This window comes from Bifidobacterium parmae, assembly GCF_002860365.1.
GTDB classification, from domain to species: domain Bacteria; phylum Actinomycetota; class Actinomycetes; order Actinomycetales; family Bifidobacteriaceae; genus Bifidobacterium; species Bifidobacterium parmae.
Genome location: NZ_NMWT01000034.1, coordinates 1 through 12,819, shown reverse-complemented (window position 1 = coordinate 12,819; position 12,819 = coordinate 1). Strand labels below are relative to the sequence as shown.

General features: G+C 66.2%; 8 protein-coding genes and 1 rRNA gene. 8 read left to right on the top strand and 1 reads right to left on the bottom strand.

Annotated elements, in window-relative coordinates; all coding sequences use genetic code 11:
* The 5 genes from Uis4E_RS11070 to metF form a co-directional block, all read left to right on the top strand.
* Positions 1–670 (top strand): type 2 periplasmic-binding domain-containing protein (locus Uis4E_RS11070; protein WP_101623213.1); only part of this gene is annotated, 670 nt, incomplete at its 5' end.
* 95 nt (positions 671–765) lie between these two features.
* On the top strand, positions 766–1,821 hold the full coding sequence (locus tag Uis4E_RS11065; RefSeq protein ID WP_101623212.1) for a tRNA (adenine-N1)-methyltransferase: 1,056 nt from the start codon (positions 766–768) through the stop codon (positions 1,819–1,821).
* A 159-nt stretch (positions 1,822–1,980) separates the two neighbouring features.
* Positions 1,981–2,538: a SixA phosphatase family protein gene (locus tag Uis4E_RS11060; RefSeq protein ID WP_101623211.1), complete on the top strand. Its 558-nt coding sequence runs from the start codon at positions 1,981–1,983 to the stop codon at positions 2,536–2,538.
* Between the two features lie 285 nt (positions 2,539–2,823).
* Positions 2,824–5,130, top strand: a complete 2,307-nt coding sequence (metE, locus tag Uis4E_RS11055) for a 5-methyltetrahydropteroyltriglutamate--homocysteine S-methyltransferase (RefSeq protein ID WP_101623210.1) — start codon at positions 2,824–2,826, stop codon at positions 5,128–5,130.
* Between the two features lie 81 nt (positions 5,131–5,211).
* Positions 5,212–6,066, top strand: coding sequence for a methylenetetrahydrofolate reductase [NAD(P)H] (gene metF, locus Uis4E_RS11050; RefSeq protein ID WP_101623209.1), 855 nt, complete (start codon positions 5,212–5,214; stop codon positions 6,064–6,066).
* Between the two features lie 124 nt (positions 6,067–6,190).
* On the opposite strand, the gene Uis4E_RS11045 is transcribed toward metF, so the two are convergent.
* A complete protein-coding gene (locus tag Uis4E_RS11045; RefSeq protein ID WP_101623208.1) occupies positions 6,191–6,532 on the bottom strand; it encodes a hypothetical protein in 342 nt (113 codons plus the stop codon).
* 148 nt (positions 6,533–6,680) lie between these two features.
* Here Uis4E_RS11045 and Uis4E_RS11040 point away from each other — a divergent pair, with 148 nt between their 5' ends.
* From Uis4E_RS11040 to Uis4E_RS11025, 3 genes are all read left to right on the top strand, one after another.
* Positions 6,681–9,794, top strand: a complete 3,114-nt coding sequence (locus Uis4E_RS11040; RefSeq protein WP_101623207.1) for a bifunctional [glutamine synthetase] adenylyltransferase/[glutamine synthetase]-adenylyl-L-tyrosine phosphorylase — start codon at positions 6,681–6,683, stop codon at positions 9,792–9,794.
* Positions 9,795–9,901: 107 nt separating this feature from the next.
* The gene (locus tag Uis4E_RS11035; protein ID WP_101623206.1) at positions 9,902–11,956 is read left to right on the top strand and encodes an acyltransferase family protein; all 2,055 of its coding nucleotides are present in this window, start codon (positions 9,902–9,904) and stop codon (positions 11,954–11,956) included.
* Positions 11,957–12,543: 587 nt separating this feature from the next.
* A 16S ribosomal RNA gene (locus tag Uis4E_RS11025) occupies positions 12,544–12,819 on the top strand; the annotation flags it as partial.

Here is a 12,819-nt window from a genome sequence, read left to right as displayed (position 1 = left end):
CGTCGCCAAAAGACTCGGATACGCGAACAAGCAGATCGTCTTCAAGCAGGTCGAACCCGCCAACCGGCTCGAACTGCTCGCCGACGGCACTGTCGACATGGTCGTCGCCGGCATGCCGATGCCCGCCGAAGCCGGGGAGGGCGGCAACGGTGCGAACGGCAAGGACGACGGCAACGGCGCGAAAGACGTCGCCTCCGACGACCACGCCGCCTACGCCGGACCATACCTGACCACGCGGCAGGGACTGCTCGCACGTCCCGACGACGCCGGGAGCATCGACGGCGTCGCCGCGCTCGCCGGCAAGTCCGTCTGCACGGTCGCCGGCAGCGGCGCGAAAGAAGCGCTGCTCGCCGTCGCGCCGCGGGCGAACGTGCGCGAACGCGACACCTACCCGCAATGCGTCACCGACCTCATGGTCGGCACCGCCGACGCGATCGCCGGCGACGCCGTCACGCTCGCCGGACTCGCGCGCGACGAAGGCGGCGCGCTCGTCACACGCGTGAACGGCGTGCGCTACGGGAGCGTGCGCTACGGCATCGCCGTGCAGGCCGGAGCCGTCACGCTCGCCGCCGACATCGCCGACGCACTCGACGACATGCGCGCCGACGGCTCGTACGCCGCCGCGCTGGACGCGCTCGCCGACGCGACCGGCTGGCGGCCGGCGCGATAGTCCGCGCGATAGGGCACGATGACCGTATTCCCGTCGACGTTCCGTCGACTTTTGGCGGGAACGACAGCGACAGCAGACAGCTAAGGAGACCGTTCATGCGACGTGGACCGCTTCAGGCGGGCGAGAAGGTGCAGTTCACCGACCGCAAAGGCAAGAAGATCACCGACCAGATCGTCGCCGGAGGCAGCACGCAGACCGAACACGGCCTGATCCTGCACGACGACGTGATCGGATGGACCGAAGGCGTGGTCGTCACCACCGTCACCGCGAAACGCGAGGCGCAGGTCAACGCCCTCCACCCGGAGCGCGACGCCGGCAAGCCGTGGAAGGCGGCGCGCGCGATCGGCGGATGGCAGTACGCGGTGATGCGCCCGCGCCTCGCCGACTACGTGCTGTCCATGCCACGCGGCGCGCAGATCATGTACCCGAAGGACATCGCGCAGGTCATCCAGCTCGGCGACATCCGCTCCGGGCATCGCGTGCTCGAATCCGGCGCCGGATCGGGCGCGATGAGCGTCAACCTGCTCGACGCGGTGGGGGAGACCGGCGGACTCACCACCATCGAGCTGCGGCCCGACTTCGCGCGCGTCGCCGAGGCGAACGCCACGCTCTACTACGGCGCAAAGCCCGCGTGGTGGGATCTGAGGACCGGCGACTTCGACACGGTGGCGGCCGGACTGCCCGAACATCATTACGACCGGATCATGCTTGACATGCTCGACCCGTGGAACCGTCTCGAACAGGCGTGGCGGGTGATCGCGCCCGGCGGCGTGCTCGTCGCCTACATCACCACGACCACGCAGATGAGCCGCATGGTCGAAGCGCTGCGCGAATCCGGGCGGTGGACCGAGCCGGCCGTGCAGGAGACGCTCGAACGCAGCTGGAAGGTCGCCGGCCTCGCCGTGCGCCCCGACCACCAGATGATCGGCCACACCGGGTTCCTCGTCGTCGCGCGCGCCATGGCCGACGGCTTCACGGCGCTGAAGAAGCGCGAACGCCCCGCCAAGGACACCGTCACCGACGTGGACGAGATGACCTCCGAGGAGCGCGAGGCCCAGCTGGAGGACCTCGAACTGCGCGACATCTCCGACCGCAAGCTGCGCAAGGTGCTGCGCGACCTCGACCGCCAGGTGGGTTCGCTCGACGCCTGACCACGACTGCGGATCCGTGGACGCGTGGATGATACGCGGGCTCCCGCATGATGCGTGGGCGTGCGAGCGGACGTATAATCGGACGATGAATTCGTGACCGCTTACGCGTGCGACACGCGGGCGGTGGACATCGAGGACATCGAGGCTGGGAGGCCCAAGATGGGAGTGAATCCGAACAAGGTCGCGAAGCGGGCCAAAGGCTACGACCACATCCTGATCGTCATGCGGCATGCGAAGGCGGAGCCGTTCGGGGCGGAGGGCGATTATGGCCGCGAGCTCACGTCCAAGGGGCTCAAGCAGGCGAAGAAGGTCGCCAAGGGGCTCGCCGAGATGAAGCTCACGCCCGATGCCATCGCCTGCTCGGCCGCCACGCGCGCCCGCCAGACCCTGGGCAAGATGCTCAAGACCTTCGGCGACAAGCCCAAGGTCGACTACCATCAGAGCCTCTACGACGGTGGCATGCAGGCCGTGTTCGACGAGCTCACGCATGTCAAGGACAAGGCGCGCGTGCTCATGGTGCTCGGCCACGAGCCCACCGTCTCGATCGCCAGCCAGTGGCTCGCCTCCTCCGATTCCGATCCGGAACGCCTCGACCTGCTCAATCTGGGGCTCCAGACCGCGGGCGTCGTGATTTTCGGTTCCGACAAGCCGTTCAAGCAGTGGCAGGTGCACTCCGGCGACCTGCTCGCCGTGATGAGCTCCTCCGACTTCGACTGAGACGGCCGCCCGCCGGGACCGGCACGGCCGGTGTGACGTCGGTTCGGACACGGACGGCAACCGGTATATGGTCATGGAGGCGCGACGGCGGCGCGGGCGGCGTATACTCGCCGCTCGTGTATTCGTCCGGTTGCCAAGCGCTCGTTGAACAAGGTCGAAAAACGGCGCTATAAAGCCGATTGATAGCGACACTTAAGTGTTGCTGATGACCCTGTTTGCGGATGTGTTTGATAGGCTGGGCGGGTTGAAAAGCCGTTTCGTTAACGTTAGCAGTATGGAGGATTCATGGCTGCACTCACGTCCGTGTCCGGGTTCCCGCGCATCGGTCAGAACCGAGAGCTGAAGAAGATCATCGAGGCCTACTGGAAGGGCAACGCCACGCTCGACGAGGTGCACGCCACCGCCAAGGAGCTCAGGGCCAAGCACTGGAAGCTCCAGGCCGCCGCCGGAGTCGACCTCATCCCGAGCAACGACTTCAGCTACTTCGACCAGCTGCTCGACACCGCGATCCTGCTCAACGTGATCCCCGAGCGCTACCAGCGCCTCGGCTTCACCGAGCCGGAGGAGACCCTGTTCGCCATGTCCCGCGGCTACCAGGGCGACAAGGGCGACGTGACCGCCCTGCCGATGAAGAAGTGGTTCACCACCAACTACCACTACATCGTGCCGGAGATCGAGCCGTCCACCGAGATCAAGCTCAACGGCACCAAGCCGTTCGACGAGTACCTCGAGGCCAAGGAGCTCGGCATCGAGACCAAGCCGGTGCTCATCGGCCCGTACACGTTCCTCAAGCTCGCCCGCGACGACGACGCCCAGGAACTCACCTTCGACAAGGGCCTCGTGAACGCGGTCGCCGCCGTGTACGCCCAGGTGCTCGCCAAGTTCAACGAGCTCGGCGCCAAGTGGATCCAGATCGACGAGCCGTTCCTCGTGCTCGACAAGCAGCCCGGCGACGTGGAGCTGTTCAAGAGCCTCTACACGAAGATCCTGCCCGCCCGCGACGGCAAGATCAAGGTGCTGCTCAACACGTACTTCGGCCACATCGCCGACGTGTACGAGACCGTCAACCTGCTCGGCTTCGACGGCATCGGCCTCGACCTCAACGAAGGCGAGGACGAGAACCTCGCCGCCGTCTCCAAGCACGGCGTCGCCGGGAACACCACGATCTTCGCCGGCGTGGTCAACGGCCGCAACATCTGGCGCAACGACTACGCCGTGAGCCTCGGCCTCGTCGACGCCCTCAAGCAGGTCACGCCGAACGTCGCCGTCTCCACCGCCAGCTCCCTGCTGCACGTGCCGTTCAGCACCGAAGGCGAGACCGCCCTCGATCCGGCCGTGCTCAAGCACTTCGCGTTCGCCGTCGAGAAGCTCGGCGAGCTCAAGGAGATCGCCACGCTCGCCGACGCCGACGACGAGGCCCGCAAGGCCGACAAGGCGCTCGCCGCCAACCAGGAGCTGTTCGACGGCACCCGCGTGGCCGCCGACCCGAAGGTCGCCGAGCGCATCGCCGCCCTCACCGACGCCGACTACACGCGCCAGCCGGCCCGCGCCGAACGCCAGAAGCTGCAGCGCGAGGCCCTCGGCCTGCCGCTGCTGCCCACCACGACGATCGGCTCCTTCCCGCAGACGCGCGAGGTGCGCGCCGAGCGCGCGAAGTTCCGCAAGGGCGAGATCACCAAGGAAGCGTACGACGAGTTCATCAAGGGCCAGATCGACGCGTGCATCAAGCACCAGGAGGAGATCGGCCTCGACGTGCTCGTCCACGGCGAGTTCGAGCGCAACGACATGGTCGAGTACTTCGGCCAGAACCTCAACGGCTTCCTGTTCACCAAGAACGCGTGGGTCCAGTCCTACGGCACCCGCTGCGTCAAGCCTCCGATCGTGTGGGGCGACGTCTCCCGCGCCAAGCCGATCACCGTCGCATGGTCCGCGTACGCGCAGAGCCGCACGAACCACGTCATGAAGGGCATGCTCACCGGCCCGGTCACCATCCTCAACTGGTCCTGGCCGCGCGAGGACATCACCCACGAGCAGCAGACCCAGCAGCTGGCCCTCGCCATCCGCGACGAGGTGCTCGACCTGGAGGCCGCCGGCATCAAGGTCATCCAGATCGACGAGGCCGCGCTGCGCGAGAAGCTGCCGCTCAGGAAGACCGACTGGCACTCCAAGTACCTCGACTGGGCCGTGCCCGCGTTCCGTCTCGTGCACTCCGGCGTCAAGCCGACCACGCAGATCCACACGCACATGTGCTACTCCGAGTTCAACGACATCATCCGCGACATCGACGCGATGGACGCCGACGTGATCTCCTTCGAGGCGTCCCGCGGCGACCTCGTCGTGCTCGACGCCATCCACGAGGCCAACTTCGAGACCGAGGCCGGCCCGGGCGTCTACGACATCCACTCCCCGCGCATCCCCTCCGAGCAGGAGATCGAGGAGCGCATCGGCGAGATCCTCAAGAAGATGGACGTCGAGAAGGTCTGGATCAATCCGGACTGCGGCCTGAAGACCCGCGGCAACGCGGAGACCTGGCCGAGCCTCGAGCACCTCGTCGCCGCCGCCAAGGCCGTGCGCGCCCAGCTCGCCAAGTGACCGCGCCCCGCGACACGCAATGAATGAGTGAGGCTCCCTCGTCCGAGGGAGCCTCCTTTATCGAGGAAGGTTTCTCCAATCATGCATCAGCCGATGTTCTCGCTGGAAGTGTTCCCGCCCAAGCGGGACGCGCCCGTCGGCACCATCTACGACACGCTCGACGGCCTGCAGGGCATGCACCCGGACTTCATCTCGGTGACCTACGGCCACGGCACGCACGCCGACCGCACCGCCACCGCGCGCATCGCCAACACGGTCCGCAAGGAATACCGCATCCCCACGGTCGCCCACCTGACCGCCCTCTACTCCGACGAGGCGAAGGTCGACGAGGCGCTGGAGATGTTCGAGCACGCCGGCGTCGACGCCGTGCTCGCCCTGCGCGGCGACTACATCGAAGGGGAGACCCCGGTCGGCGTCTTCGAGCACGCCATCGACCTGGTGCGCTACATCCGCGCCCGCAAGCCGGACCTCAAGGTGTTCGGCGCCTGCTACCCGGAAGGCCACTATCAGGCCGCCTCATTGGACGACGACATCCGTCATCTCAAGGAGAAGGTGGACGCCGGCGCCACGCACCTCATCTCCCAGCTGTTCTACGACAACGAGGACTTCTACCGGTTCCTCGACAAGGCGCGCGCCGCCGGCATCGACGTGCCGATCGAGGCGGGCATCATGCCGATCAACGGCGCGAAGTCGCTGCGCTCCATGGCGGCGAAGAACAACACCGTCGTGCCGCCCGCCGTCGAGGCATTGCTCGAGAAGTGGGGGAGCGACGTGCCCACGCTGCGCGAGGCGGGCATCAACTACGCGTCCGCGCAGATCACCGACCTCGTCGCGCACGGCGTCGACGGCGTGCACCTGTACACGATGAACCGTCCCGCCACCACGCGCCGCATCTGGCGCAACGTGCGGCCCCTGTTCACCAAGACGGAGGAGTGACGGGAACCCGGCGGCCCCGGAACGGCGTCGCATCGGCTCCGGAACGGCCATGAATCGACGAAGGGCGGTGGATTCCCCCATCGGGAATCCACCGCCCTTTCATCTCCGATGCGGGGAACAGGCGTCACTTCCGCTTCTTCGACGCCTTCTTCACACGTTTCGCAGGAGTCTGCTTCTTCGGCTGCAGCCACGGGAAACGACGCAGCGCCCACGCGTGCAACGGCGGGATCTTGCCGATGGCGACGCCGGCCAGCATCGCGAACGTCGCCGCCCAGGAGGCGGCGTCCTGTTTCATGAGGATCAGCACGACGATCAGGCCCACGCCGACCACGCCGAGCGTCTGCGAAGCCTTGTTCTGCTCCTCGGTGAGCTCGTCCTTCCTGAACGGAATCAGACCGAAGAACACGCCGATCGGCACGCCGACCACGCATGAGGCGACGATGCCCGCGATATCAACAGCGTTCATGACCATACCCTTTCCGGACCGTCCGCGGCACGCATGCGCGGCGCGGCGTCCGACATGCGGCATCGGCCGCCGCAAACGGGGCCCTGCCGCGAAACGATTTGCGACCGCGTCCCAGTCTAACGCAGGGCGCGGTGTACATTAGCTAGGTATGAACGCAAACGACGCATTCCGGCCATCCGCCATGGACCTCATCCGTGCTGGCCTGCAGAACCTCGACGACGCGCGCGGCCAGTTCGACCGGCTCAAAACCGACGGGGTGCCGGACGACCGGCTGCGGTTCATCCTCACGGCGCTCGGCAGGGCGTGCGACCCGGACGCGGCCCTCGCCAACCTCGTCGGCATCACCAACGCCGTGCAGAGCCAAGGACGCGACTTCAAGACGATGGTGCCCGACGAAGCGGCGTTCGAACGGCTCGTCACCGTGCTCGGCGTATCCGACGCGCTCGGCAAACTCATGCGCTTCCGCCCCGAACTCGTCGAAGCCGCCTCCAAGGACAGCTGCGACAGCCACCTGTACAACCACGCGCAACGACGCGCGCACATCCTCAAAGCGGTCGGCGCCGACCCGGACGAGACCGCCGCCCCCACGGCCACGCTGCCCCTCGCCGAAGCCGCGACGGCCCTGCGCGGCACCTACCGGCACCAGCTCGCCGCCATCATGGCGCAGGACGCCACCGCCGACGACCCGTGCGCCATCCAGCCGACCATCAGCCGCGAACTGTCCGACCTGGCCGATGCGGCGCTCGAAGGCGCGCTCGCCATCGCCCGGCACGAGGTGCCCGGCAGCGAACACGTGCGGTTCGTCGTCATCGGCATGGGCAAGCTCGGCGCCCAGGAGCTCAACTACGTATCCGACGTGGACCTCATCTACGCGGTCGAACCCGCCGACAAGGAGATCGGGCGGCAGGAACTCATCCGCGTCGGCACCAAGATGGGCACCACATTGCAGCGCGTCTGCCAGTCCGTGATCATGGGCGTCGCCGAACCGACCCTATGGCAGATCGACGGGGGGCTGAGACCCGAAGGCAAGGACGGTCCGCTCGTGCGCACCATCGACTCGCATCGCGGTTACTACGAGCAGTGGGCCGAGAACTGGGAGTTCCAGGCGCTCCTCAAAGCCCGGCCCGTCGCCGGCGATCCGGAACTCGGCCGCGAATACATGGACATGACCCGGCCGTTCGTCTGGAGCGCCTCCAAACGCGACAACTTCGTCTACGACTGCCAGAAGATGCGCAAACGCGTCGAGGACCTCATCCCCGCGCCGCTCAAGGACCGTGAGATCAAACTCGGCAAAGGCGGCCTGCGCGACGTCGAATTCACCGTGCAGATGCTCCAGCTCGTCCACGGACGCGCCGACGAGACGCTGCGCACCCGCTCCACGCTCGAATCATTGGCCCGGCTCGCCGAAGGCGGCTACGTGTCGCGCAAACAGGCCGCACGGCTCTCCGCCGACTACCGGTTCGAACGCGTGCTCGAACACCGCCAGCAGATGTGGGCGCTGAAGCGCACCCACCTGTTCCCCGACCTGGGCGCGGGAGCGAACCTCGGCGGGCTCGAACGCAAACGCGACGTGGACGTGGACGCGTTGAACCAGAACCAGGAGCTGCGCCGTGTGGCGCGCGCCTTCCGCCTCCACCCGGAGGAACTCGTCGAACGCTACGACGAGACGCGTCGCGAAGTGCGCCACCTCCACCTCGACATCTACTACCGGCCGATGCTGCCCGTCTCCGCCCAACTGGAGGACGACCAGATCAATCTCAGCCAGGACGCGGCCCGCGAACGCTTCAGCTCCATCGGATTCGGCGACCCGGACGCCGCCATGCGCCACGTCATCGCGCTCACCAACGGCATCGGCCGCGCCGCCAAAATCAACCGCATCATCCTGCCCGCCGTGCTCGAATGGCTCGGCCAAGGCCAGAACCCGGACATGGGCCTGCTCAACTGGCGCAAGCTCGAAGAGCATTTCGGCACCGAAAGCGAATACCTCGGCTTCCTGCGCGACTCCACATCCGCCGCGCAACGCCTGTGCCATGTGCTGTCCAACTCGCGGTTCCTCGGCGACGCGCTCAACAAATCCGTCGAATCGGTCACCTGGCTCGGCAACGACGAACGGCTCAAAGCGCGCACGCGCGATAGCCTCGACGTGCAATGCCGCTCTTCCCTGGAACGCAACGCGGGCGACATCAACGACTTCGCCACATCGATGCGCGCCATGCGCCGGCATGAGATCGAACGCATCGGACTCGCCTGGATGAGCGGCGTGATGGACGACGCCGCATCATTGGAAGGCATGACCGACGTGTACGACGCGATCATCGACGCGGCGCTCACATGGGCGGTCAACCACCGGATGCGCGAATTCGGGGGCACGACGCCCGACGACGCTCCGGCCGCGCTCGCCGTCATCGGCATGGGACGCTACGGCGGCCGCGAGGTGAACTTCAGCTCCGACGCGGACGCGATCCTCATCTACCGTCCCGGCGACGGCGTCGACGAGAACACGGCGAACCTGTTCGCCCGCAAGGTCGTCGAGGATCTGCGCGCCATCCTGCAAGGGCCGACCACGCTGGAACCGAAGATCGAACTCGACCTGGACCTGCGGCCGGAAGGCAAGAACGGACCGCTCGTACGCTCCTACGCCTCCTGCGAGGAGTACTACCGATCCTGGTCGAGCACATGGGAGCGGCAGGCGCTGCTGCGCGCCCGGTACGCGGCCGGCGACGAGACGCTCGCACGCGACTTCCTCACCAATCTCGCCGACCCGCTGCGCTACCCGCACGTCGACCTGACCGACGCCGAGATCGGCGACATCCGCAAACTCAAGGCGCGCATGGAGGCGGAACGACTGCCGCGCAACGTGCGCCGCGACCGGCATCTCAAACTCGGCAAAGGCGGCCTGTCCGACGTGGAATGGACCGTGCAGCTCATGCAATTGCGCCACGCCGGCGACATCAAGGAGCTGCGCGTCGGCGGCACGCTGGCGGCGTTGGACGTGCTCGAACGCCGCAAGCTCATCGACGCCGCCGACGCGACGACGCTGCGCCACGCGTGGACGATGTGCACGGCGGCGCGCAACGGCAACTACCTGTGGTCCGGACGCGTCAACCAGGCCGACATCCTGCCCGACGACATGTACTCGCTCGGCGGCATCGCCGTCTACCTCGGCTACGACGCGAACCGCGGCCAGCATTTCGAGAACGACCTGCTCGCCGTCATGCGCAAGGCCCGCGAGGTGACCGACCGCCTGTTCTACGGGCGCTGACCGGCCGTCGCGCTGCCAATCAGACCGGGCGACGGAACATGCGGCCGTCGTCCGGCCATATACAATCGGGGGAGGGACAACGGCATCCATCGAGGAAGTAGAGAGATATGGAGAACCCCCGTCAGGCGCGTATCGCGTCATCACGGCGCGTCGACGACGCCGATCATTCGAAGACAATCCCGGAACGCAGGGGACGCAGTAGCGCGCACATTACCGCCATCGACGGGTTGCGCGCGCTCGCCATCATCGGCGTGGTCGCCTATCACACGCGTCCGTCGTTGCTGTCAGGCGGATTTCTGGGCGTCACCGTCTTCTTCGTCATCAGCGGTTTTCTCATCACCCGCAGTCTGACCAGGCAGCTCGACCGCACCGGCACCGTGTCCTACGGCACGTATCTGGTCAGACGATTGAAGCGTCTCGTGCCGCCGGTGGCCGTGATCATCGCGCTCACCGCGGTCGCCAGCTATCTGGTCGCCCCGAGCCTCCTTCCCAAAGCTCAGGCCGACGCGTTGCCGTCCATGCTGTTCGTGAGCAACTGGGTGGCCATTTTCCGCCACGTCTCCTATTTCGCGGCGGCGGGGCTTCCCTCGCCGTTGACACATCTGTGGTTCCTCGGCGTGACGATGCAGTTCTACCTGCTGTGGCCGATCATCCTGCTCGTGCTGCATCGCAGCGGCATGCCGCGCAAGGTGAGGACGTTGGTCGTCGTCGCCTTTGCGGTCGTGTCGGCCGTATTGATGGCGGTGCTGTACGACCCGGCCGCCGCGGGAAGCCGCGTCTACTACGGGTTGGACACGCGTGCCGCGGAACTGCTGTGCGGAGCCGTGTTGGCGATGGCGCTTCCACGGCGTCATGACGGCGAACGCGACGGTTCCGGCGACGGTCCCCGCGACGGCGGACGTCGCCGGCGCGGACGTGGCGTCTCCGCCGACCGTTCGCGTCGCTTCAACGTCTGGGACGGCGTCGGCGTGGCGTTGACGGTGCTGCTCGTCGCGGCGTACGCCGTCGTCGGCTCCGATTCCGCGTTCCTCTACCGTGGAGGGTATCTGCTCGCGGCTATTCTGGTCACCGCGCTGCTGGCCGTCGCGATGTCGCCCGGCAACCTGACAGGTCGCATCCTCTCCGTGGCACCGTTGCGTTATCTCGGGTCGCGGTCGTTCTCCCTGTATCTGGTGCACTATCCGATGCTGGAGATGATGAACCCGGCGACGCGCACCACCAAACTGGCGTGGTGGGAATGGCCCATGCAGGCGATCGCCATACTGGCAGCGACCGAAGTGTTCTACCAGCTGGTCGAGCATGTGCCTGCGGTCATGGCCGCGGGCGTGTCCGCCGCGCATTCCAGGACTCGTCGTCGTGCCGTCGTGATCCGCGTGCTGACGGTCTGCCATCACATCATCGTCGTGGTGTGTGCGATCGCCGTGGTGTTGCTGTGCGTGCTTCCGCTCGATTGGAACGCGATCGCGCAGGCCCGTTCCGCCTACCTGCGTCCGGTCGTGGCGCGCACCACGCAGTCGAAGACTCGGACGGCGCCGTCGACGAAGCAGCCGGCGACGCAGACGGAGAGCTCGGATTCGCAATCCCAGACCGACACGTCGGGGAAGCTGGTCCCCGTGGCGGAGAAGGTGCCGAAGAACCTCGACACCACCGGATGGACGTATGACGCCTCCACCGGCGTATGCAGCGCGGACCCGCTGATCATCAGCGACTCGATCGAGCTGGGCGCGCGCAGCGTCATGGATACCGTCATGCCGAACGCCATTCAGGACAACAAGGTCAGCCGGCCGATCACGGAATTCCCGGAACTCTACCAGCAGCATCTGGCCGCGGGCGAGGACAAACGCGTCGTGATCGCCGCGCTCGGCGCGAACAGCGCCAGCGTCGACCGTCCCGAGATCCTGGAGAATGTGGTCGCCTCCGTGAACGGCAAGCCGTTGTACTTCATCACGGTCCGAGATCCCGTCATCGCCCAGGACTGGGTGAACGCCAACCTGCGCTCGGTCGCGGCGAACCACGACAACGTCGGCATCATGGACTGGCACGGGTTGAGCGAAGGCCACGACGAATACTTCGTCGACGACGGCACCCATCTGACGCAGGGGTCCGGACTGGGCGACGAAGCATACTCCCGCATGATCGTCAGCGCCCTCTGCGGCCAGTGACACCGTGGAGCACCGAGGATCCCCGATTCCTCCCGGAACCGGGGATCTTTCCGTATCTGTTCGGACGGTGTCGTTTTTGGCACCTCTGTGAGTCTGCTCCCCTTTGAGGGGGGGGCTGCCCGCCTGCGGCGGGCTGAGGGTGTTGTTCCTCTCGCTGGCGGGAGGTGGCGCGTGGGACGCGCGTCGGAGGGTGGTCCGGTGTGTTTCGGTGGTGTTGCGACACGCCGGTGGATTCGTGTGTTTCCGGGGTTTTGTGGGTGTTGTTGTGGGGTGGGGTTGCGTGGTTGGTTGGGGTGGTGTAGGTTATTCACCTGTTGCCGCTCAGCGCGGCGGGCTGATTCCCCTTCTTCTGGTTGGTTCGGTTTGCCCGTCGGCGTGGTGGTGGTTTGAGAACTCAAGAGTGTGTTGTACTACTTACTTCTTTATAGTCAATGATTGCCAGTCCGATTCTCGCTTCGGGGTTTTTCCTGGAGTCGCCGAGGGGCGTTGAAGAGGGTCGGGGTTTTTGTGCGAACGTCCTTCCTTATAGGATGTTCCGTCAATTGTTTTTTTTGAGAGTCATCTGTCGATGTCTTTCTGCAAGGTTTTTTGTGGAGGGTTCGATTCTGGCTCAGGATGAACGCTGGCGGCGTGCTTAACACATGCAAGTCGAACGGGATCCTGGGGGCTTTGCTTCCGGGTGAGAGTGGCGAACGGGTGAGTAATGCGTGACCGACCTGCCCCGTACTCCGGAATAGCTCCTGGAAACGGGTGGTAATGCCGGATGTTCCGCACTGTCGCATGGTGGTGTGGGAAAGGGTCTTACCGGTACGGGATGGGGTCGCGTCCTATCAGCTTGACGGTGCGGTGACGGCGCACCGTGG